Source organism: Arthrobacter melezitosi (assembly GCF_054511055.1).
In genome coordinates, this window is sequence record NZ_JBTNDJ010000004.1 from 1 (window position 1) to 22,330 (window position 22,330).

Annotated in this window: 19 protein-coding genes and 1 pseudogene; 8 read left to right on the forward strand and 12 right to left on the reverse strand. The window is 70.2% G+C overall.

Annotation, left to right across the window (positions count from 1 at the left end; genetic code table 11):
• Together ACX80W_RS06040 and ACX80W_RS06045 are read left to right on the forward strand one after the other, a co-directional pair.
• Positions 1-163 (forward strand): annotated as a pseudogene (locus ACX80W_RS06040) (acyl-CoA desaturase); the annotation flags it as partial.
• A 162-nt stretch (positions 164-325) separates the two neighbouring features.
• A complete protein-coding gene (locus ACX80W_RS06045; RefSeq protein WP_459281376.1) occupies positions 326-556 on the forward strand; it encodes a zinc-ribbon domain-containing protein in 231 nt (76 codons plus the stop codon).
• A gap of 24 nt (positions 557-580) precedes the next feature.
• On the opposite strand, the gene ACX80W_RS06050 is transcribed toward ACX80W_RS06045, so the two are convergent.
• Positions 581-1,426: an HpcH/HpaI aldolase/citrate lyase family protein gene (locus tag ACX80W_RS06050; protein ID WP_459281378.1), complete on the reverse strand. Its 846-nt coding sequence runs from the start codon at positions 1,424-1,426 to the stop codon at positions 581-583.
• 166 nt (positions 1,427-1,592) lie between these two features.
• On the opposite strand from ACX80W_RS06050, the gene ACX80W_RS06055 reads away from it, so the two are divergent.
• Positions 1,593-2,597 carry a helix-turn-helix transcriptional regulator gene (locus ACX80W_RS06055; RefSeq protein WP_459281380.1) on the forward strand — a complete coding sequence of 335 codons (1,005 nt, stop codon included), beginning with the start codon at positions 1,593-1,595 and terminating at the stop codon, positions 2,595-2,597.
• A 140-nt stretch (positions 2,598-2,737) separates the two neighbouring features.
• A complete protein-coding gene (locus ACX80W_RS06060) occupies positions 2,738-7,273 on the forward strand; it encodes a S8 family serine peptidase (RefSeq protein WP_459281382.1) in 4,536 nt (1,511 codons plus the stop codon).
• 87 nt (positions 7,274-7,360) lie between these two features.
• On the opposite strand, the gene ACX80W_RS06065 is transcribed toward ACX80W_RS06060, so the two are convergent.
• From ACX80W_RS06065 to ACX80W_RS06085, 5 genes are all read right to left on the reverse strand, one after another.
• A complete protein-coding gene (locus tag ACX80W_RS06065) occupies positions 7,361-9,265 on the reverse strand; it encodes a cation:proton antiporter domain-containing protein (protein ID WP_459281384.1) in 1,905 nt (634 codons plus the stop codon).
• Positions 9,262-10,728, reverse strand: coding sequence for an ATP-binding protein (locus tag ACX80W_RS06070; protein ID WP_459281386.1), 1,467 nt, complete (start codon positions 10,726-10,728; stop codon positions 9,262-9,264). Before ACX80W_RS06070 ends, ACX80W_RS06065 begins: the two co-directional genes overlap by 4 nt.
• Positions 10,725-12,425 (reverse strand): NAD(P)/FAD-dependent oxidoreductase, encoded by a 1,701-nt coding sequence (locus ACX80W_RS06075; RefSeq protein ID WP_459281388.1) that lies wholly within the window; start codon positions 12,423-12,425, stop codon positions 10,725-10,727. Before ACX80W_RS06075 ends, ACX80W_RS06070 begins: the two co-directional genes overlap by 4 nt.
• A 271-nt stretch (positions 12,426-12,696) precedes the next feature.
• Positions 12,697-13,452, reverse strand: coding sequence for a MerR family transcriptional regulator (locus ACX80W_RS06080; RefSeq protein WP_459281390.1), 756 nt, complete (start codon positions 13,450-13,452; stop codon positions 12,697-12,699).
• 104 nt (positions 13,453-13,556) lie between these two features.
• Positions 13,557-13,820: a hypothetical protein gene (locus ACX80W_RS06085; protein ID WP_459281392.1), complete on the reverse strand. Its 264-nt coding sequence runs from the start codon at positions 13,818-13,820 to the stop codon at positions 13,557-13,559.
• 194 nt (positions 13,821-14,014) lie between these two features.
• Here ACX80W_RS06085 and ACX80W_RS06090 point away from each other — a divergent pair, with 194 nt between their 5' ends.
• Positions 14,015-14,428, forward strand: a complete 414-nt coding sequence (locus ACX80W_RS06090; RefSeq protein WP_459281394.1) for a helix-turn-helix domain-containing protein — start codon at positions 14,015-14,017, stop codon at positions 14,426-14,428.
• On the opposite strand, the gene ACX80W_RS06095 is transcribed toward ACX80W_RS06090, so the two are convergent.
• Complete coding sequence (locus ACX80W_RS06095) at positions 14,390-15,598, reverse strand: PucR family transcriptional regulator (RefSeq protein WP_459281396.1); 1,209 nt, start codon at positions 15,596-15,598, stop codon at positions 14,390-14,392. The two genes, ACX80W_RS06090 and ACX80W_RS06095, sit on opposite strands and share 39 nt — an antisense overlap.
• A gap of 332 nt (positions 15,599-15,930) precedes the next feature.
• On the opposite strand from ACX80W_RS06095, the gene ald reads away from it, so the two are divergent.
• Positions 15,931-17,043 carry an alanine dehydrogenase gene (gene ald, locus ACX80W_RS06100; RefSeq protein ID WP_459281398.1) on the forward strand — a complete coding sequence of 371 codons (1,113 nt, stop codon included), beginning with the start codon at positions 15,931-15,933 and terminating at the stop codon, positions 17,041-17,043.
• On the opposite strand, the gene ACX80W_RS06105 is transcribed toward ald, so the two are convergent.
• Positions 17,040-18,071 (reverse strand): Gfo/Idh/MocA family protein, encoded by a 1,032-nt coding sequence (locus ACX80W_RS06105; protein ID WP_459281400.1) that lies wholly within the window; start codon positions 18,069-18,071, stop codon positions 17,040-17,042. The genes ald and ACX80W_RS06105 overlap by 4 nt on opposite strands.
• Positions 18,072-18,153: 82 nt before the next feature.
• The gene (locus tag ACX80W_RS06110) at positions 18,154-18,753 is read right to left on the reverse strand and encodes a TetR/AcrR family transcriptional regulator (protein ID WP_459281402.1); all 600 of its coding nucleotides are present in this window, start codon (positions 18,751-18,753) and stop codon (positions 18,154-18,156) included.
• 95 nt (positions 18,754-18,848) lie between these two features.
• Here ACX80W_RS06110 and ACX80W_RS06115 point away from each other — a divergent pair, with 95 nt between their 5' ends.
• Positions 18,849-19,412: an NAD(P)H-dependent oxidoreductase gene (locus tag ACX80W_RS06115; protein ID WP_459281403.1), complete on the forward strand. Its 564-nt coding sequence runs from the start codon at positions 18,849-18,851 to the stop codon at positions 19,410-19,412.
• 74 nt (positions 19,413-19,486) lie between these two features.
• Here ACX80W_RS06115 and ACX80W_RS06120 read toward each other — a convergent pair whose 3' ends face one another.
• The 3 genes from ACX80W_RS06120 to ACX80W_RS06130 form a co-directional block, all read right to left on the reverse strand.
• Positions 19,487-19,678 (reverse strand): hypothetical protein, encoded by a 192-nt coding sequence (locus tag ACX80W_RS06120; protein WP_459281405.1) that lies wholly within the window; start codon positions 19,676-19,678, stop codon positions 19,487-19,489.
• Between the two features lie 45 nt (positions 19,679-19,723).
• A complete protein-coding gene (locus ACX80W_RS06125; RefSeq protein WP_459281407.1) occupies positions 19,724-20,692 on the reverse strand; it encodes a lantibiotic dehydratase C-terminal domain-containing protein in 969 nt (322 codons plus the stop codon).
• Positions 20,693-20,778: 86 nt separating this feature from the next.
• Positions 20,779-20,919, reverse strand: coding sequence for a hypothetical protein (locus ACX80W_RS06130; RefSeq protein WP_459281409.1), 141 nt, complete (start codon positions 20,917-20,919; stop codon positions 20,779-20,781).
• 433 nt (positions 20,920-21,352) lie between these two features.
• Between ACX80W_RS06130 and ACX80W_RS06135 the strand changes: the two genes are divergently transcribed.
• Positions 21,353-22,321: a LuxR C-terminal-related transcriptional regulator gene (locus ACX80W_RS06135; RefSeq protein WP_459281411.1), complete on the forward strand. Its 969-nt coding sequence runs from the start codon at positions 21,353-21,355 to the stop codon at positions 22,319-22,321.
• The last annotated feature ends 9 nt before the right edge of the window (positions 22,322-22,330 follow it).

A 22,330-nucleotide genomic window follows, 5' to 3' on the forward strand; every position in this document is an offset into this window, starting at 1 on the left:
CGCCGTGATCGTCCGCGAGCACTGCGAGACCCTCAAGGTCCCCTACACCGAGGTCGGCGTCGGCGCCTCCTACGCCGCCGTGGTCACCTACCTCAACCGGGTCGGCCTCGCGGCCCGCGACCCCTTCGACTGCCCCCTGGTCAACAAGTACCGCCGGCAGTAACCTCCGCTTTCAAGGACGTCCCGCACCCCTGGTGCGGGACGTTTTTGGGTTAAGGCACCCGGACAGGCGGCGGCAAGTCAATCATCAGCATGCTTTCTATTTTCTTCGGGTTAGGGGTAGCGTGGATCTCTCGGACCAATCCCGCGCCATTGAAGGAGCACGATGTTTTTCCTGTTCGGCCTCACCACGCGCGAGCGCGTCCTGTTCTCCCGCTCCGCCAGCTGCCACTTCTGCGGGCGCTTCGCTCCGCAGCAGGTTATCCAGCGGGCCACGAAGTTCACGCTGTTCTTCATCCCGCTGCTCACGGTGCGGCGGAGCCGCCTTCTGGTTTGCAGCAACTGCGGAGGGGCTTCCCCGCTCAGCGCACAGCAGCAGAGGGCCATGGCGGTCTAAGCCGCCGAAGCGCGACCTACCGGCTCAGGCGTTCCAGAGTCCGTAGGAGTCGGCCAGTGACGAGATCTTCTGCGCCCGGGCCAGCCGCGGAAGGTAGGAACCGTCCCCGACGACGGCGCCGGCGGCATGGGCGCTGAGCAGCTCAACGGCCCACTGGATCTCCGATTCACTCGGGGAGAGCGCCCTGTTGATCGTGTCGGTCGCCTCGGGTGAGAGGCACAGCTTGCCGGTCATCCCCATCGAGGCGGTGACCTTGCTCGCCTGCAGCAGGTCCTCACCGAGCGCCCCGACGGTCGGCCCGTCGATGGGCCCCGGGAGCTGGCCGACACGGGAGGCCACCACAAGCTTGGACCGCGCATAGGCCAGGGCCATGGGGTCGTCCGAGGCTCCGGTGTCCCGGCGGAAGTCACCGACACCGAAGGCCAGGCGGAAGGTCCCCGGAGCGCTCGCAATGGCCGTGGCATTCTCGATTCCAAGCGCCGACTCGACGAGGGCGAGGACCGGCGTGCCGGCCTTGAGGCGCATCGCGGTGTGGGTCACCTGCTCGGGCTTCTCGGTCATGGCCAGCATGACCCCGCGCAGCCCGGGCAGGCCGGAGAGGGCCGCGAGGTCATCGGCCCAGTACTCGGTCTCGATGCCGTTGACCCGCACCCAGGCGGTCATGCCGGAGGACAACGCCTCCACCACCCGCGCGCGGGCCTCGGCCTTCGCCTCAGCGGGCACCGCATCTTCCATGTCGAAGATGACGGAGTCGGCTTCGGAGGCCAGGGCGGGTGCGAAGTTGGCCTCGGAGGCCGCTGACGCGAGCAGCCAGGAGCGGGAAAGTTTGGCTGGGAGCGCAGCGGCGCGGCTGTTTCGAAGGGAGGCCATAGGGAAACACTACTGAGGGGGACTGCCCATTATCCAACGGGGCCGGGGCAGGCCCGGAAAAGCCCGGTCGGCAAACCGTTCCCAGGGCCCTCTTGCTCCTTGGGGAATTGAGTCGGGCGCGGTTCATCAACGGCACGCAGACCGCGGCCTCGGTAGTCTGAATGCCATGGCAAAGGATGAGACCGTTCTCGACCTCCTCGGAATCGACGAGGCCAGCGAGCGCATCTACCACCTCGTCCTGCGGCAGGGCGCGGCGAGCGTCCAGCTGGTGGCCGAGCAGCTTGGCATTCCCCACGCCGAAGCCGAACAGCGGCTGGACCTGCTGCGCGGCATGGGCCTGGTTGCCCGGCGCGCCACGGCGGAGGGCGACTACGCGCCGGTGGACCCCCGCTTTGCCCTGCGGATCCTCACCGACCGGTACAGCGACGGCCTCGCCCGCATCCGCGACTCAATCGGCGCCCTCGCGGACCAGTTCGACGCCGGCCGCTCGAGCCAGGCCGAGGCGCCCCAGACCCAGGTGCTCAGCGGCGCCGATGCCCTGGCCTCCTGGTATGTACGGCTTCAGCACCAGGCGGGCAGGGAGTTCCTTGCCTTCGACCGGCCCCCTTACGTCTCGGCCTCCTCGAACCCGCTCGAACCCGTGGTGCTGGACCGGGGCGTCTCGTGGCGGGCCGTCTACTCGGCGGCGAGCTTCGAGCACCAGGGCAGCTGGGAGGAGGTCCAGCAGCTCGTCGCCCGCGGCGAACAGGCGCGGGCGGTGCCCGAGCTTCCCCTGAAGCTCGCGATCGCCGACCGCTCAATGGCGATGGTCTCCCTCACTTTGGAGGGCGAACGGTTCGATGCCCTGGTGACCGAGTCTCCCCCGCTGGTTGACGCCCTGTGCAGCTTGTTCGAGTTCTACTGGCGCTCGGCCATCCCGGTTGCGGGGACCACCGAGGCCCTCGCGCGGGAACTGGCCACCCCGGCACAGCGGACGGAGCGGGCGCCCACCCCGGAGGAGCACGCGATGCTCACCCTGATCGGAGCTGGCCTGAAGGACGAGGTGATCGCCCGCCAGCTCGGCATGTCGGCCCGCACCCTGCGCCGCAGGAGCCAGGACCTGATGGCGGAACTGGGCGCGGCCAACCGGTTCCAGGCAGGGGCGGAGGCGGCCCGCCGCGGCTGGTTGTGACGGGTTGATGACACATTGGGCGCAGTGCAGGATGCGCAATTCTGGCCTCCTGCGGCCAGAGGCCGTGCGCGGCCAGTTTTCTGGTGAGGGGACACGTAGAGTTACGGCACGCCAAATGGCGATCGTGACGAAGGATGCCCATGTCAATGCTCGGTTCCCGTTCCCTAACCCATCTTGCCGGAGGCACGGCGGTCCTCGCTGTCATCGCGAGCGGCCTGGCCGCCGTCGACGCCCCTCCCGCCGCCGCCGGCGGTGAACCCCAACGCGTCATCATCGAATTCGAGGGGGAGCACGCGCTCGGTCGAATCGGTGATGCCCAGGCCGGCGCGCTGCGGGGAGGCGCCGGAAACGCCCGCTCCTCGGCGCGGGAGGCCTACCGCTCGGCCCGCACCGAGGTCACCGGAGCCCAGGAGGCGGTCCTCGCCGAGGCCGGGGCCCGCGGCATCCGGCTCGACGAGCCACGGCACGTCGCCGGCGTCCTGAACGCCGTCATCGCCACGGTCGATGCGGATCAGCTCGAGTCCCTGCGCGGGATTCCTGGGGTCGCCCGGGTGGAGCTGGACCGCCGGGTCCACCTCCTGGAGACCGCCCCCGCCACCCCGCCGGCCGAGCCTTCGGAGGAGCCGGCGGCAACCGACGGCCCCACCGCACCGGCCGGCGAGACGAAGGCAACAGCAGAACCCACCGCTCCCACCGGGAAGCCGGAAGCGACCGCGAAGCCCTCCCCCACGCCTTCCCCCTCGGCTCCCGCCGAAGCATCCGACCCGGCCGAGCCGGAGAAGAACGCCGAGACGCCAGCCGACGCCGCTGCCGGCGGAGGCTCGGTCGTCGCCATCCTCGACACCGGGGTGGACTACACGCTGCCCGAACTCGGCGGCGGCCTCGGTGAGGACTTCACCGTCGTGGGCGGGTACGACTTCGTCAATGAGGACGAAGACCCGATGGATGACCATTACCACGGCACGCACGTGGCGGGCATCGTGGCCGGGACCGGCCCCGCAGCCGGTGTCGCGCCGGAGGCCTCCCTCACCGCCTACAAGGTGCTCGATGCCAAGGGGGAGGGCTGGGAATCGACGATCATCGCCGCCGTTGAGGCCGCGGCCGACCCGCTCGGCCGCCACCCCGCCGATGTCATCAATATGAGCCTGGGTGGCGCAGGCGACGGCTACGACGCGCTCGGTGCCGCCGCCTCAAACGCCACCAGGAGCGGCTCCCTCGTGGTCGCCGCCGCCGGAAATGAGGGTCCCGGCGAGGGGACCGTCGGATCGCCCGCAGCGGCCCCTGACGTCCTGGCCGTCGGCGCATCCGTGACCGACTTCCGGGTCGCTACCGCAGCGCTCGCCGCTCCCGTGCAGCGTGGGCTTTCCACCTGGCGGGCGCCGTTCAGTGCGAATCCGCCCGAACAGGACATCACCGCACCGGTGGTCGCCGTCGGAGGGTCGGGAGGCCCGGCCGACTTCGACGCGGCCGGGGATGTCTCCGGAAAGATCGTCGCCTTTATGGGCGACCTCCCCCGGAGCGCGACCGAGTCCGCCGGCCCCCACATCACGAGGGCCCTGCTCGCCGAGGAGCGCGGCGCGGTGGCGATGGTCTTCTACTCCGCCCCCCCTACGAACGACACGGAAACGCCCGGCCCACCCCCGATTGGCGAGCCGGAGCCCGGCATCATCAACGTCGCTCCAAGCGGCGCCGGCTCCCTCGCCCAGGCCAACGATTCACGGCTGGAGTCGCTGGTAGTCCTTGGCATGAAGCACTCCGAGTACACCGCGTTCGCCCCCTCCGTGGAGGACGGGACGGCACGCGTGACAATTTCCTCGGTTGACGCGACCGACACGATCGCCGGCTTCAGCTCCCGCGGCCCGACGGTCCGCGGTCTGCTCAAACCCGAAATCGTGGCCCCCGGCCTGGACATCCTCTCCACGGTCCCTGCCTTCCAAGGGTTACCCGGCAACGTCCTGCGGCTCTCCGGAACGTCGATGGCCTCCCCGTTCGTTGCGGGAGCCGCGGCCATCGCACGTGCCCAGCATCCGGACCTTCCGCCGGCATCGCTCAGGTCGCTCCTGGTGGGCAGCTCCAAGGAGCTCACCGGAGCATCGGCACGGCTTTCCCCGACCGTGCAGGGCGCCGGCCGGGCGGACGTGGGAACCCTGGCGGCGGCAAGCGTCCTCGCCTCGCCGTCGTCCCTCGGGTTCGGCCAGGCCGATGCCGGTGAAGATCAGCCGGTCTCCCTCGGGTTCACTTTGGAGAACCTTTCGGGCGAGCCGGTCTCTGCCCGGCTTGAGGTCCTTCCCTCCAAGGACAGCGCCGGGAACCTGACGCTCAGCAGCACCGAACTCACTCTTGGACCCGGCGCCTCGGTTCCGGTCGAGGCACTGGCCTCCGCCGTGGTCGGTGATGCCGACTCCGAGCTCTCCGGAGTGATTCTCGCCCGCCTGAGCAATGGCACCGAGGTGCGCATCCCCTACCTTGAGCACTCACGCCGCCTCTCGGTTATCGCGACGCCACAACCCGCAGCGCCCGGAACGACGCAGGTCCTGGTCTCCTCCTTCCTCCGCCTCGACGAAGCACCGACCCTGACCGTCGCGCGCACCACCGATGGCGGCACCGAACCGTTGACCGTCGCCACCGTCCCGTCCCCCACCATGCCCGGCTGGTTCAGCGCCGACGTCGAGGCGCGCGATCTCGGTGCCTACACCGTGACTGCCGCCTCAACCACCGGCGGCCGGCAGATCGTCGGGACGGGCACGTTGGAGGTCGTCTCGGGCGAAACCGACGAAAGCACCTGGAAGCAGGTTGGCCGCAACGCCAGCTCGTACCAGTTGGCCGTGTCCCCGGCCGCACCCGGAACGGCCATGCAGACGACGTCGACCTCGGTCCGCCCGTTCGTCACCACCGACCGCGGCGCCTCCTGGCGCCAGGTGAAGTCCCTGCCGGTCGCGGACGGCGCCGGCGTCCCCATCGCCGATCCCAAGAACGGCAAGGCATTCTGGTACGCCGTCAACGGCGCGCCGGGCCAGCCAGCCCTCGATCCCAGCTACGCCGGGCGCCTGCTGCGCACGGAGGACCTGGGCAAGACCTGGAGCGTCCTGCCGATGCCCGACAAGCACTTCTCCGCGGTCGTCAATGACGGCAGCAAACTTGCCGTCCTCACGGCCGACGGCGTCGAGACCAGCCTCGACGGTGGGGCCAGCTGGTCCCACGTCCCGTTCCGCTGGCCCGGCCTCGTGAACGGAGCCACCCTGCAGCACGGCAACCTGCTCGTCGCCGGACGCAATACGGTCTGGCGGGTCGAGGGGATCTTCGGGAAGCCCGGCACCCCTGAGCAGGTGTACGAATCCCCCGACACGGTCTTCACCGGCATCGCCGCGACCGGATCGGTGGTGGCCGTGAGCGAGCGCGAACGGGTCTCCACCTCCACCGACAAGGGCACCACCTGGACGACGTCCGATCCGCTCGGGTCCTACTCCGTTGACATCCACGCCGTGGGCAATGAACTGATCCGGGCCACGAGCGACAACGGCTACGCCCGGTCCTCCGACAACGGCGCGACCTGGCAGACGTCCCCCTACCCGATCTACGGTGTGGGCAGCGATTTCGATCGGTGGCCCGATGACCGGCGATCCCTGCTCGTGGCCATGGAAGCCGGCGGCCTCTACGCCTCCGGCAACGACGGCCGCTCCTTCAAGCGGCTTGGGGTTTCCGCGACGACCGTCGGTGACGTGATCGCCTCGACCGATGCCAAGGGCAGTCCGCGGGTGTTCATTTCCGACGACCAGGGGACGGGGTCGCGGGACCTCCCCGCCGGGCGCACGCTGCCCGCCAACATCGTCGAATGGGGCAGAACGGGCGGAGAGGGCATGTTCGGTGTCCGCTCGGATGAACTTGAGCAGGACGCCGGCGATAGGAACACCCTGTGGCGGAGCCGGGTGGACGCCTGGTTCTCCCACGAAATCCAGGTGAGCACCGATGCGGGATCGACCTGGACCCAGCTCGGCCGCAAATCCGGCGGACAGGTGATCCACGACCTTGAGGCCAGCCCGACGGTGGCCGGCCACGGCGCGGGAAGCTACTCCCAGTTGGGCGACACGGGACTCTGGGTCACCCACGACGCCTGGCAGACCTGGACGACGTACGAGCACCCGATCACCATCCGGAACATCACGATCGACCCCTCCAACGACTCCCGGATGTGGCTTGCCGCCGACGAGGGACTCTACGTCTCGGACGACGACGGCCAGACGATCCGACGGGTCCAGGAGGGTGAGACCTCGACCGTCTGGGTCGATCCGGCCGATCCGCTGCACATTGTCGCCGGGGGTCGGGGTATCTCGGTCTCGACCGACGGCGGGAAGAGCTTCACCCGCTCGGACGTCGGCGGGATCGACATGTACACCAGTTCGATCACCTCGGCCACGGTGAAAGGCAAGCACGGAAACGAGACGGTGCTCTTCGCCGGATCGACGACGTTCCGCCCCAGCCCCCTGTGGGTCCACGGCCGCGGCGTGCTGGCAAGCCTCGACGGCGGTGCCACCTGGAAGAACGTGTCCGCCGGGCTGGCCTCCACCTCGGTGACGGCGCTCGATGCGAGCGACGACGGGAAGTGGCTGTTCATTGGAACCCGGCAGGGCGGCCTGTTCCGCGCCGCCACAAGCGAACTGATCAGCGCCGCCCGCTGATCGATTCGTGAGCACAGGGGCCCGTCCGGCAGCAGCCGGACGGGCCTTTGTGTTTCCCACCCCGGTGCCCGGGTGTGCGGGCGGGTCTCAGCCAAGCACCTCATCGAGGTAGCACCAGCGCCATGACTCACCCGGCTCGACGCTGCGCATCAGCGGATGCCCGGTGTTCCGGAAATGCCGTTCGGCGTGCAGCCCTGGCGAGGACTCGCAGCATGCGACTTCCCCGCATGAGAGGCACATGCGCAGGTGCACCGGCGTCGTTCCCTCCCGGAGGCACTCAAGGCACCGCGGCCGCTCCGGCGCCTGCTGGTCCGGTGCGTCCCGGAGGTGTGAACACCCGTCCCGGGCGGGCCCGGTCCGCGCGTCCACCGGGACCGGCGGAAGCGCCGTCGGGACGGCTTCGCCGGCCTCGTCCGCCTCCTCGGCGAGGAAGGTCTCAAGCATCGCCTCCTCGGAGTCGAGCCGTTCGAGGACTTCGTCGACCACCTCGGCGGCATAAGCGCCCGAACGGCGCAGGTTCAGCACCTCCCGCCGTTCGGCGTCGAGCATGACCATCCGCAGTTCGAAATACCGCTGGCTCGGCGTTTGGAGTTGGGATTCCGGCGGGCCGAGCCGCTCCCAGGCCGCGGCGCTCCACTCCCTGGTGCGGCCGCGGAGCATTCCGAGCATCTCGGGGGAATCCCCGTCAAGAATCCTGCCCTCGAGCTGCCCCAGCCCGGCGGCCGTCGACTGGCGCACCAGCAGGGCCCGCTGCAGCGCGTCCTCGCGGCGGTCGGGGCCGCGCAGCCCGAGCCGGCGCACCACCCAGGGCAGGGTAAAACCCTGGACGGCCAGGGTCCCGGCGGCCACCACGAGGGCGGCGAGGACGAGCACCGCCCGGTGCGGGACGTCCGGGGGAAGAACGAACACCGCCGCCAGCGTGACGACCCCGCGCATTCCGGCCCACGAGACGACGGCGGGCAGCTGCCAGGGCAGCGGGGGCTCGCTCTTCCGAATCGGCGGCAGGAGCCGCGGCAGGTAGCTGGCGGGGAAGATCCAGACCGGGCGCAGCACGATGACCGCCAGCAGGATGACCAGGCACACGGTCCAGACCCGCGGCGGGCCCATCGGATCCATCAGGGCGGCGTCGACGATCGAGCGGACCTGCAGCCCGATGAGCAGGAACACCGCGTTTTCGAGGAGGAACTGGACCGTGGCCCAGTTGGTGCGCTGGCTCAACCGAGAGGCGCTGCCGGGCATGGCAGGAGTCCGGGTGCCGATGATCAGGCCGGCCACGACGACGGCGAGCACCCCGGAGGTATGGAGGGCCTCGGCGGGGAGGAACGCCACGAAGGGAGCGGCCAACGACATCGCCGTGTTGATCGGCACGTTCAGCACCCGCCGGCGGATCGCCAGCAGCAGCAGCGCGGTGCCCGCGCCGATCAGCGCGCCGCCGGCGGCGGCCACCACAAGTTCGAAGGCGACCTCCAGCAGGCTGATACTTCCGGCGAGCGCGGCGATGGAGGAGCGCAGCAGCACCAGGGCCGTGGCGTCATTGATGAGTGACTCACCCTCCAGGATCGCCACTGCCCGCCGGGGCATTCCCACCCGGCGCGCGATAGAGGTCGCCGCCACGGCGTCCGGGGGCGCTACGACGGCGCCCAGGGCGAAGGCGGCCGGCAGGGGCACCTCGGGGATCAGCCAGGCGACGAGGAGGCCCACGGCGACCGTGCCGAAGATGACGTAGCCGACGGAGAGCAGCGCGATGGGACGCCGAAGGGCCCGGAACTGCACGACCGAGCTGCGCAGCGCCGCCGCGTAGAGCAGCGGCGGCAGGATGCCGATCAGCACCAGCTCCGGGATAAGGCGCACCGGGGGGATGAAGGGCAGGTAGGAGCCGATCACTCCGATCACCACGAGCAGCAGCGGGGCCGACATCCGCCACCGGGCGGCCAGGGCGCTTCCCGCGCAGATGACCGCCACGATGGCGAGCAGGACCAGGGCGGTGTTCATGCGGATCCGGATCCGGGTGCCACGGCGGGGCCCGCGCCGTTGTCCTCCGCGGCCTGGCGCAGCGGCAACCGCACCTGGAACCTGGTGCCCGGGCCGTGGACGAGCTTCAGGGAGCCGTGGTGCTTGTTCACGACGATCCGCCAGGAGATGTCGAGGCCCAGGCCGGTGCCGCGGCCCACCGGCTTGGTGGTGAAGAACGGCTCAAAGATGCGGGCGCGGATGTCCTCGGGGACGCCGGGGCCGGTATCCGCGATCTCCACGAGGACCGCCTCGCGCTCGCGGACCGCGCTCACGCTCAGCCTTCCCTGCCCTTCCATGGCGGCGACCGCGTTGTCGATGAGGTTCGTCCACACCTGGTTGAGTTCGGCCGGGTAACACTGCACCGGCGGCAGGTCGGCGTCATAGGTTTTCTCGACGGCGATACCGGAACCGATCCTCTGGTTGAGCATGACGAGGGTGCTGTCCAGCAGCATCCGCACATCGGCCACCTGGTAGGGCGCCCGGTCCAACTGGGCATACTGGGAGGCGGCTTGAACGAGGGAGGAGATGCGGGAGGTCGAATCCTGGATCTCGGTCATCAGCTGTTCCGTGGCCATCACGTTGGCCAGCCAGTGCAGGACCCCGTTGATGTCGCCGTCCGGAGCTGCTGTTGCGGCCTCCGCCAGCCACGCCTCGTCGACGCCGGCCTGGACGAAGGTCGCCGCGAGCTCCCAGCTTCCCTCGACGCCGCGGTCCTCCAGCCACTCCGACAGCGCGTCCTCCCGGTCCGAAACCCCGAGCGGGCTGAGTGTTCCGACGCGCCGTGACCGGCGCAGGCCCTCCTCCTGCAGGACGACGAGCCGTTCGAGGGCTTCCGGGGCCACGGTCAGGCCCGCCGCGAAATGGATGGTGTCGCGCAGGTCGGCGACCCGTTCGCGCAGTACGGCGGTGGCCCGCAGCGCCGAGGCGGCGGGGTTGTTGAGTTCGTGGGTGAGCCCGGCCGACAGTGAGCCAAGGGCGATCAGGCGCTCCCGCTGGGCGATCACCTCCCGCGTGTTCTCCATGCCGAGGAACAGCCCCTCGAGCAGGTGCAGGGCCATGGGGAACCAGTTGGCAATGAGGTTCCCGAAGTCGTCCGCCCCGATCTCCAGGAACCTGCTGGGCCGGCTCGTTCGGAACGACGTCGCGTATCTCTGCGGCACCCGGTCGCCCAGGTAGGCCTGCACCGCACCGGCGTACACGCCGCGCTGGCTTGTGCGGATGAGCTCGACGTCGTCGTCGCCGACCCGCCTGGTCAGGACCACCTCGCCCTCGAGCAGGACGTAGAAGCGCTCCGCCGGGGTGTTTTCCCCGTAGATCAGCTCCGCCCCGTAGGAGTGCACCCTGCCGATTTCGCAGATCCACGCGAGCTGCTCCTCGGTGAGCTTCTCGAACAGGAAGAGCGTGCGGATCTCCCGGGGATCGCAGCGTTCCGACCCGGTCACTGCGCGGCCAGGTAGCGGTGGGCGAGGGTGACGGCCATGGCGCCTTCGCCAACGGCCGAGGCCACGCGCTTCACGGAGCCGGCCCGCACATCCCCGGCCACGAACACTCCCGGGACGCTGGTCTCCAGGGGGTAGGGCATGCGGTCCAGCGGCCACCCCGCCGGGGGCCTGCCGTCGGTCAGCAGGTCATTGCCGGTCACAATGAACCCGCGGCTGTCGCGGACGAGGACGCCCTCCAGGCTGCCGGTATGGGGATCGGCTCCGATGAACACGAACAGCCAGTTCGCCGGCACCTCCACGGTGCCGCCGGTCCCCCGGTTCAGCAGGGTGAGTCCCTCAAGGTGGTCCTCCCCCCTCGCCGCCACCACCTCCCTCCGCAGCAGGAGCTCGATGTTGTCCGTCGCCTCGATCTGGTCGATGAGGTAGGAGGACATGGAGAGCTGGAGTGTCGAGGCGCGGATCACCAGCTTCACCGAGCGGGCCGAGCGGGCGAAGTAGACGGCGGCCTGTCCCGCGGAATTGGCGCCGCCGACGATGTACACGTCCTCACCGGCGAGGTCGGCCGCCGAGGCCGTGGCCGCACCGTAGAAGACCCCCCGGTCCGTCAGGTGGGCCAGCCCCTCACCCTCAAGGGTCTTGTACGCCACACCGAGGGCCAGGACGACCGCATGGCCGGCGATCTCGCTTCCATCGGCGAAGGTCACCACCCGCGCACCGCCCCTCGCCTCGAGCCCGGTCATGGTGCGGGTGGTGAGGACCTCGGCGCCGAACCGGGCGACCTGCCGCCGGGCACGGTCGGCGAGCTGGGCGCCCGAAACCCCGTCCGGGAAGCCAAGGTAGTTCTCGATCCGTGAGCTCTGCCCCGCCTGACCGCCGGTGGCGCTCTTCTCGACGAGCACGGTCCTCAGCCCCTCGGAGGCGCCGTAGACGGCGGCGCCCAGGCCCGCCGGGCCTGCCCCCACGACCACGAGGTCGTAGAAGTCCTCGAGCGGGGCGGTGCTTAGCCCCACGCGCTCGGCGAGTTCGGCGTCGGTGGGGGCGATGAGCACGTCGCCACCGGCGGTGACCACCACCGGAAGCACCGAGCCGTCGGTCCCCGCCGCCGCCATGATCCGTTGGGCCTCCGGTTCGGTGACCGACAGCCAGCGGTACGAGAGCTGGTTCCGGGCGAGGAACTCGCGCACCTCGAAGGACCGCGCGGACCACCGGTGGCCAACGAGGGTCGTTGTGTGGACCGGCCGGCGGTCGGCGGTGCGCCAGGACTCAAGCAGCGTGTCGACCACCGGGTAGAGCTTCTGCTCCGGCGGGTCCCATGGCTTGAGCAGGTAGTGGTCGAGGTCGACGACGTTGATTGCGTCGATCGCCGCGCTCGTGTCGGCGTAGGCGGTCAGCAGCATCCGTCGCGCCGCCGGGTAGATGTCGATGGCGGCTTCGAGGAACTCGATGCCGTTCATCTCGGGCATCTTGTGGTCGGCGATGAGGAGGGCGACCTCGTCGCCGCGGAGCTTCAGTTCCCGCAGCGCCTCCAGCGCCTCGGCTCCGGAATCGGCGCGTACGATCCGGTAGTGCTCACCGAAGCGCCGGCGCAGGTCCCGGGCGACGGCCCGGGAGACGCTCGGTTCGTCATCGACCGTGAGGATCGCGACGAGTCCCCTCGCGCCGTCGGCCCGCCGCTGGCCGGCCGCCTGCGCCGTCACGGCCGCCCCGGCGCCGGCCCGCGGCCGGATCCCGCACTTTTGTGTTGAGCAGCTTTCCTGCTCCCGCCCCCTGGAACAACAGTCGATCCCATTTCGGGGCCTCCCACCTTCGGTGCGCTTCGGGGCGCACGCGATCATCGAACCACCTGTTTCAGGGAGGGTCAAGAGCGCCGGCCCCGCCGGGCGCCTCCGGATATTCCGGAGGCGGTGCGGCGGGGCGGCCATTGGCCGGCTGCGGGCTCCGCCGGACCGGCCGCAACGCAGATGCGGCCTAGAGGTTGGCCTCGGCGTAGGCTTTCAGGGCATCCCGGACGAAGCCGGCCTTCTCCGGGCCCCCGTAGACGGCGCTGAAGCGGGGATCGGCGACGTACATCTCCCCCAGGCCGAGGATGTAGCCCTTCGCCGGCCTGCCGTCTTCGCGGGGAATCCCCGGCGCGTCGGACAACCAGGCGACGTGCCGGGCGGCCAGCTCCTGGGCGCGGGATCCCCCGGGCCGCTCGGAGCCGGACGCCGCGGCGGCCCAGTCCTCCGCAAGCTCCTTCGCCGCGGCCGAGTAGTCCCTGCGCTCCCCCTCGCTCTTCGCACGCCACCAGGCGTCCGCCGAGGCGTACGCGTCGGCGCCCCACCGCTGCTCCACCTCCTCCTTGAACTGGGTGTGGTCAAAACCGTCGAACATGTTCTCCGCCATCAGGGGTTCCCCTCTCTCAAGACTCCGCACGGTGCCGAGCACCGATTCGATCTGTTGCCCGATCCGCTGTTGTTCACGGCGCAGTTGTCCCAGGTGGGTGCGCAGGGCAGCGGCCGGGTGTTCACCGCCATCGAGGATCTCCTTGATGGCGGGCAGTGCCAGCCCGAGTCCGCGCAGGAGGAGGATGCGCTGGAGGCGGACCAGGGCGCCGTCGTCGTAGTACCGGTAGCCGTTGGCGCCCACGCGCGAGGGCGGCAGGAGTCCCAGCTGCCCGTAATGGCGCAGGGTCCTGCTTGTCGTGCCGGCAAGGCGGGCGACGTCCTGGATCGATCGTTCCACTGCGTGTTCTCCCGTTTGGATTCGTGCTTCATCCAACGTAGGAGTTGACGCAGCGTCAAGGTCAAGGGCGGTCCCCCGGGGCGGGGGAACCGGCCGGGGAGGGATCAGCTGTACCAGAACCAATGCGGCGGGCTCCAGTCCCCGGGCACCGTGTGCGCCGCGAAGCTGCCGCACTCCGAACACGAGTAGCCGGCGCTGGCGGGCAGGATGGCCCCGCCGCCGATCGGCAGCCGGGGTGGAACGTACTCTTCGAAGATCAGGAACTCGTCGGTGCCGCAGCCGTGGCACCAAGGCAGTTCGCCGGCTTCGATGGGGACGGTGCCTGTCCGTGCGGCACCCGGTGTGTGCGTGGAGTCGATTGTGGTCATTGCCTTCACCATCTCGCTTCAAGCGGCCGGAGCCGGCCGCGAACGGTAGTAAGGATACTGATCAACATAGGATACTCCCGGTCCAGACCAGCTGGTAGTCCGCGGTCCGGGAGTGGCCCTCCGTTCGGGCGCAACCCGGGGAACGGGTTTGCGGGAAAGTCCCGAACGGCTCCCTTCTTTGGCACAATGTCCCCATGCCGCCACGAGCCCCCCGCACCACCGACGCACTTCCTGCCGCCGAGGCCGCCCGGCTGGAGCGCGCACTGGCCGACAGCGCCGATGTCACGGTGTTCGTCGACGGCACGGCCTACCGCCTGCCGGCAGGAGCCCGTGAGGCGGTGGTCGACCTGCTCGGCCGGCTGGGGGCGGGAGACACCGTGCAGTGCACCTCGGTGGCCGAGCTCCTGACGACCTCGCAGGCCGCGGAACTGGCCGGGATCTCTCCGACTTACCTGCGGAACCTCACCGATGCCGGGGAGATCGCCGCCGAATACCGCGGCTCCCACCGGCGCATCCGCCGCAGCGACATCGAACAGTGGGTCCACCGGCAGGGTGCCCGCAGGGCCGGCTCAGAACCTCGGGCGGAGCATCCAGCGGCGGGCCTTTAGCGCAAGGTGCAGTTCGAGCCGCACGGCGCCGCTGAGCGGATCGGCCCCGATGATGGCACGGATCCGCGCGAGGCGGTTGTAGACGCTGCTGCGGTGCAGGTGCAGCTGCGCCGCGACATCCTGCACCGACCCGTTCTTGTCGTACAACAGCTCGAGCACCGGAAGCAGCTCCCCGGCCCGGTCCTGTTCCTCCAGCTCGGCGAAATAGATGCTGCGGGCCGCCGCGGCCTGCCACCCGACGGCCGCGAGCATCTGGTAGGCGCCGATCGAGCGGTATTCCACGATGGTGCCCAGCTGGGGTTCCACACCGGCCGCCTGCGCGGCGCGGCGGGCCTGGGCGTAGGAGTCGGCGAACCCGTCCAGGCCGGCGAAGGGCTCCCCCAGCCCCAGCACCAGCCGGTCGGCGGGGCGTCCCGCCCGCTTGGCCAGGCCCTCCCCGTAGCGCCGGAGGACATCGGTGTGGGCGGCATATCCGACGCCGGGCCGCAGGAGGAGCACCGCGTGCGTCGCGGTGCCGGCGCTGAACAGGAACGGCTCGACGCCGACCGTCGCCTGCAGGGCGGCCGTCCGGTGCACCAGCGTGCCGGCCTCGGCCGGGCGCGCGCGCTGGCTTCCGGCGTCGGCGATCACCGCGAGCTGCCACGGGCCGCCGTCGTCGATCTCCGGCCATCCCCGGAGGTCTTCGAGGGCCGCGGCGGTGCCGCCGCACGCGGCCAGGAAGTCGGCCTCCCGGCGGCTGCGGTGCTCCGAATCGGCGGTGTTGCTCTCCAGCAGGAGTTCGGCGAGCCGGTCCAGGTCCGGGCGGACCCGGGGAAGTGCGGCGAGGATTCCCGCGGCCGGGTCGTCCTCCGATTCCTGCTGCACCCAGAGGTACCCGACCCGGAAGCCCTTGACCAGCAGGGGGACGCAGACCCGCCCCAGCATCCCCAGGTCGGCGTTGGCCGGAACCACCACCGGGCGCACCGCGGTGCCAACGCCGTGCCGGAGCTGCCAGGCGCCGACGTCGGCGGGCACCTTCTTGCTCAGCAGGAAATTGACCCGGACGCGGTCGGCGGAGGTTTGGTGGCTGCTGTACGCCACCAGCACCCCGTCGAGGTCCTCCAGGGACAGGCCGCGGCGCAGCGTCCCGGCAATCCGCTCCACGACGGTCTCGATGGCGGGGGTGTGCATCCGGCCAGCCTACGGGCTGCGCCGGCAGCGGGGCGACATTTGCCGCCCCCGGACTCGACAATTGTCGATTGATTCCGGACGGCGGCGCTGGTAGTGATCCAGGGCACATTCCCTCCTCCGAGGAAACGCACGGCCGCGGCGGCCCCGCGAATGCGCGCCACCCCGGGAGCGGGTGCGCCCGCCGGCCGTGCGTGCGCAACCCCGGCGCGGGGCAGCGCGGCGCCGGCCGTGCGTGCGCAACCCCGGCAATGCGGCAGACAGCCGTTTCGGTGCCGCTCATACTTGAAGCACGCCCCACCGGGCGCCTGCCCGAACGACACCTGGAGAATCCCATGATCATCGGCGTCCCGAAAGAAGTTAAGAACAACGAGTTCCGCGTGGCCATCACGGCCTCCGGGGTCCACGAGTTCAGTACCCAGGGCCACACAGTGCTCATCGAAAAGGGCGCAGGAACCGGTTCGAACATCACCGACGCGGAGTACCAGGCCGCGGGTGCGCAGATTATTGAGGACGCCGACGAGGTCTGGGGACGCGCCGACATGGTCCTCAAGGTCAAGGAGCCCATCAAGGAGGAGTACCACCGCTTCCGCGAGGGCCTGATCCTCTTCACCTACCTTCACCTGGCGGCCGAGGCCGAGCTCACCCGCAACCTGCTGGATGCCGGGGTCACCGCCATCGCGTACGAGACGGTGCAGGACGGGCGCACCCTTCCGCTGCTCGCCCCGATGTCGGAGGTCGCCGGGCGGCTGTCGGTCCAGGTCGGCGCGCAGGTCATGACCGCGCCGGCCGGCGGCCCCGGCCTGCTGCTGGGCGGAGTCCCCGGGGTGCGTCCGGCCAAGGTCACGGTGCTGGGGGCCGGTGTCGCCGGCACCAACGCCACGGCGATGGCCGTGGGGACCGGGGCGGAGGTCACGATCCTGGACATCAACATCGCCCGGCTGCGTGAGATCGATGCGCAGTACGCGGGACGGGTGAAGACCGTTGCCTCGAACGCGTTCGAGATCGAGAAGTCGGTACTCGAGGCCGACCTCGTCATCGGCTCGGTCCTGATTCCGGGGGCGAAGGCGCCCAAGCTCGTCACCAATGACATGGTGTCGCGGATGAAGCCGGGCAGCGTCCTCGTGGACATCGCGGTGGACCAGGGCGGGTGCTTCGAGGACTCGCACGTCACCACGCACCAGGAGCCGACGTTCAAGGTCCACAACTCGCTCTTCTACTGCGTCGGCAATATGCCCGGCGCCGTACCGAACACCTCGACCTATGCGCTGACCAACGTCACCCTGCGCTACGCGGTGGCCCTGGCGAACCGGGGCGTGCGGGCGGCCTTCGAGGCCGATCCGGCCCTGGCCCGCGGGCTCAACACCGCCGCCGGCCGGGTGGCGCACTCGTCGGTCTCCGAGGCGCATGGGCTTGAGCTAGCGGCGGACTGGCGCGAGCTGGTCTAGGCGCCCGACAGCCGGTGGGCCTGCTCAATGAGGCGCAGGCCCGCCAGGGAATCCTCAGGATCCACCGGAACGGCTCCGCCGCGGCGGATCGCGCCGGCGAGCTGCCGGTAGAACGCGCAGTAGTCGCCGCGCTCGGTCTCAACCGGTTCGGCGGACGGGTCCAGGCCGAGCCTGCCCCACAGCTCCTGCGGTTCGCGCCCGTACTGCGGGTCCCCGGGAAGCATCCCCGCCTCGATCGAGGCCTCCTGCGGGTCCACCCCCCACTTCGTGTAGGACGCCTCCGTGCCGGTCAGGCGGAACCGGGGTCCGGCCTGGGGTGCGAGGAAGTTCATCGCCAGGTGGGACACCACGCCGTCCCGGTGGCGCAGGACCACGAACGCGTCGTCGTCGGGCCCGTCGGCGGAGCGCGCCGTTGCCAGCTCGGCGTGCTCAAGGGTCGCCGGGCCGAAAAGCCGCAGGGCCTGGTCGATCAGGTGCGGGCCCAGGTCGTAGAGGATGCCTCCGCCCTGGTCCGGGCCGGCACTCCTCTTCCACGGCTTGGCGACCTCGGGCTTGAAGAATTCCATCCGCGATTCGAACCTCCGCACCCGTCCCAGCGACCCCGCCCGGAGCAGCCGCTCGACGGTGAGGAAGTCGCCGTCCCAGCGCCGGTTCTGGAAAACGGTCAGCACCCGGGAACGGGACGAGGCAAGCTCGACCAGGCGCACGCCTTCGGCGCTGTCGACAACGAAGGGCTTATCGACGACCACGTGGAGCGCGGCCTCCAGTGCCGCCTGTGCCAGCGCTGCATGGGTGGCGGGCGGGGTGGAAATGACCGCCAGGTCGAGGTCCGCCGCCCCGGCGAGGGCCTCCTCCGCCGAGGAGACCACGACGGCCCCCGGGTACGCCAGCCGGGCCGACGCCGCGCGCCCCGGGTCGGAGGTGACGATGACCTTCAGCTCGAAGCGGGGATCGGCGGCGAGGAAAGGTGCGTGGAAGACCCTTCCGCCGAGACCGAAACCGAAGAGCGCCGTGCGGATCTTATGCATGGCCCCAGCCTACCGGGCCGGCCCCGGCCGCCCGCCTGGCCGCTCGGGGCCGGCGGGGACCGGGCCGGGCCGGGGTGCCCGATCAGCCCGGCAGGAAGCGCTCGACGAGCTCGTCCCAGCCGGCGATCAGGCGTTCGTTCGGCATCCCGCGTTCCTCCTTGAGATGCATCAACAGTCCCGCATTGAGGTAGGCGGCGAGTTCGTAGGCCGCAAGCTCAAGATCTCCGGCCGTGCCGGCCTGGCGGAGCAGCAGTGCAAGGTGCTGCCGCATGAGCTGCTGCGTGGGGTGGCCGTGCGACGCGGCGTCCTCCTGCGCGGCCCGCAGCAGGTGGCCCTCGAAATCGCACCGCCGGATGAACGCCGCACCGAAGGCCTTCAGCCGCTCCCCCGGGGGTGCGCCGGGGCCGAGAGGAGGCGGTCCGAACATGAAGGCCGCCTGGAAGTCCTTCCCGGACTCATTGAGCAGTGCCTGGATCAGCCCCGTCTTGCTCCCGAAGCGGCGGAACAGTGTGCCTTTGCCCACACCGGCATGGCGCGCCACCTCCCCCACCGTGAGTTTTTCGGCTCCCTCGAACTCCACGATCCGCATGGCGGCTTCCAGCAGCAGCCTGCGGTTTCGCGCAGCATCGGCCCGCTCACCGTCCCCGCCGGAGAACCGAAGCACTGTGTGACCGCCCGACATGGACCCAGCATAGCGGCGGAATAAAGTGGACCGCGGTCCGGTTACAACACTCAGCGGCCTCCGGGCCGGCCAGTTGACCCACTCAAGGAGTACCCATGACCACGACCATTCTCACTCTTGTAGGAAGCCTCCGCGGAGATTCCAACAACCGCCAGATCGCCGAGGCCGCCGCGGCGGTTGCCCCGGCCGATGTGAATCTCGTGACCTACGAGGACCTGACCAGCCTCCCGTTCTACAACGAGGACATTGACGTTCCCGGCAGCGTTCCCGCCGCCGCCGAGAAGTTCCGTGCCGCCGTCGCCGAGGCCGACGCCGTGCTGCTGGTGTCCCCCGAGTACAACGGCACCATGCCCGCCGTGCTGAAGAACGCCATCGACTGGGCCTCCCGGCCTTACGGCGCGAGCTCCATCTCCGCCAAGCCGGCCGCTGTGATCGGTTCCTCCGTGAGCCCCTACGGCGCGACCCGCGCCCACGATGACGGCCGCCGCTCGCTCGGTGTTGCAGGCGCCTCGGTGCTTGAGGACGCCCAGCTGTCGATCGGGGCGAGCATGGAGCGCTTCGCCGAGATCCACCCCAAGGACGACGCCGAGCTCGTCGAGCAGGTCACCGCAATCCTGCGCGCGCTCTCGGGTGCCGCCAACACGCCGGCCGCCGCGTAACGCAGCCGCGCAACTGGAAGGCCGGGCATCCGCCCGGCCTTCCGCCGTTTAAGGGGCGGGGAGGGCCCCGGGGCTCAATGCCACAGGCTGTCGGCCCAGGCCGCGTCGCGGAGGTAGTCCCGGGCCGGGCCCACCTCCCACAGCTCGCCGGAACTCGCCAGGACCCCGCGCTCCCGCAGGGAGGCGAGCGCCGCGGCGGAGCAGCCAAGGGCCACCGTCAGGTCACGGTCGTCGGCGGCGAGAACGATATCGGTGCGGTCGCTCATGGGAACCTTCTTCTGGTGGAGCAGGGGCGCTTCCGGGAGTGTTGGTCAGGTGGTGCCGGGCTGCCGGCGCCGGGGCCCGGCGGGGGACTGCGGGTTCCAGGACCGTGCATGCAGTCCCAGCGCGGCCTCCTCGCGGGGCACGAAACCCATCCGGTTGATGGTCATGTGGGCCTGGTAGACGGTCAGGTGGCGGGCGCCGCGGCCCACGCCGGCCTTTTCGGCGCTGCTGAGGTAGCCGTCGAGTGCCTGGAACCACCGCCGGCGCCAGTGTTGGACGCTCGCTTCCGCCGCCGTTGCGCCCATGAGGCAGTGGAACGCAGGACTCTTGGTGCGGACCTGCTCCGCCATGGCTTCGCGGACGGCCGCGCCGCGGACGCCCAGCTCGGCCGTGCAGGCCGCCAGGTGGTTGTCCCAGTAGGAATCCCAGGAGTCCCGCCGCCGCTCGGGCCAGCCGCCCGAGCGCGGGCCGCGCATCATGGCCTGGGCCGAATCGAAAAGAATCATCGCCCCGAGGGCGGACCGGCTCTGCATCCGGGCAAACCGCTGGACGGCCCAGAGGCCGAGTTCTGAACTGAGCTCGAAGATCTGTTCGGCCAGCTCGAGCCCGGCCGTTCCGCCGTAGGTGATCAGGTCCGCCTCGAGCTGGGGATCGGGCTCACCGGTCCCGCCGAAATAGTAGAGGTCCGCTGCCGGGCTGGAGGTGTGCTGCCGGACCGTGATCTTCGACCTGGCGCCGTTCCGGGTGGAATTCAAGTCCCGCTGGAGTCCCTGGAGCTTGTCCAGGACGCGGGGATGGGCCTGGATGTTGACCTGCACCTGGGTGGCCGGATCCCCGCTGCGGGAGAAGTACCAGCGCTTCGCGCCGAGTGCACGGGCCTGCGCCACCAGGGGGGTAACCAGCTCTTCGACGATGCCGTCCGCTACATCAAAGCCACCCGTTGTGAGGGTGAGGTGCCACCACTGAGTGCTCCCGGCCGTTCGTGAGGCGGTTCGAACGGTGGTGAGCTGACTCATGGGCCCTCTCCTTCAGGGTTAGTGGTTACCCCGCTGGGGCGGGATCGGGGGGAACGCCGCCGCACCAACTCGCACGGCGTTCCGTCTTACTTCGGCCAGTCCCAACTGGTGGCGGCAAGGTCTCCGCTCGGCGACTCGGCGCTGCCTGCCGCGAGGGCCGGACCCGCCGGTGACACCGTGCCCATGAGGATAAGGAATCCGGCGGCTGTGCCGAGGAGCTTCTTCATGGAGATCACCTTTCGCAGTGGGACTGAGTGCCGGAACGGATGGCCGACGGACCTGCGTGTCGTGCCGTTCGGTGCCGGCGAACCACCAGCACCGCCTTTCCGGTCTACCCAGAATGGTTGGAGAAGCCCCGGTGTGTCCAGCGCACCGGATGGCCGCTTCAGGACATGGCCGGAAGCGGACTCCGGGCCGTTCGGGCGGGTGCCGCGCGCCCCGGGAAACCCGCCGGAATCCCCGTCCTGGCGCGGGAAATCCGGGCCGCCCGGACGCCGCGGTTGCCCGCCCGATGCCGATGTCATTAACTGGACATGCCATGTTTTGCCACCCCGCGTCGGAGTGCTGCGCGCGCTGGTGGCCGGGCCCGACGGGCCTCCTCTGTACTCTGGGGAGGGGCGCCGGGACGCGCCGCCCGCCGTCCGTCCAAAAGGAGGTCTCGTGCTCGATGGTTCCTGCCTTGAGCTGTACCGCTACGCCGTGTCCAACCCCGGCTGGACCAAGGAGCAGGCCTCCGAGGCGCTGGGGCTGACCCTCCGCGAGATCGACAAGGCCATGGACGAACTGCGGGCCCGCAGGCTCCTCGGCCCGCAGGCCGCCGGCACGGCCGGCTTCGTCGCCGTCTCCCCCGACGTCGCACTTGCGGACCTCGTGGACGCCGACGAACGGTCACTGCAGGAGCTGAAGATGCGCATCAGTTCCCGCCGGCGGGAACTTTCAAGCCTTGTGCCGATCTTTCTCGAGGCACGCAAGCAGAGCATCTCGAGCACCTCGGTGGAGACCCTTGAGGACCCCCACCTGATCCACCGCGTACTGATCGACTACGGCCGGGACGTCTCCGAGAAGGTGCTCATCGCGCAGCCCGGCCAGGGCTCGACGGCCGACGTGCATGAGGAGAGCATCCGCAAGGACCTGGACCTCCTGAACCGGGGCGTCCAACGGCGCACCCTCTACGACGTGAGTACCCGGGACCACGTGCCCACCCGCAAGGCCGTCACGGCCATCCAGGCCGGAGGCGGCGAATTCGGGGCGCTCCCCTTCGTGCCGCTGCGCATGATGGTCTTCGACCAGAAACTGGCCCTGGTCGCCCGGCAGCTCGACCCGGGCGACAAGGCGGCCCTGGTGATCCGCGACCCGAGCCTCATCCACATCTTCACCCTGCTGTTCGACGTCGCCTGGGAACTGAGCGAGCCGTTCCTGGCCCCGGCCAAGAGCCAGACGCCCCTGAACAGCATGCAGCACGCGATCCTCCAGGGGCTGGCCGCCGGCCTGTCCGACGAGTCGATCGCTCGGCGCCTCGACATCAACGTGCGCACCTGCCGCCGGCACATCGCGTGGATGCTGGAGACCCTGCGCGCCGAGAGCCGCTTCCAGGCCGGGGTGAAGGCGCGCGACGCCGGGTGGATCTGACCCCGCGGC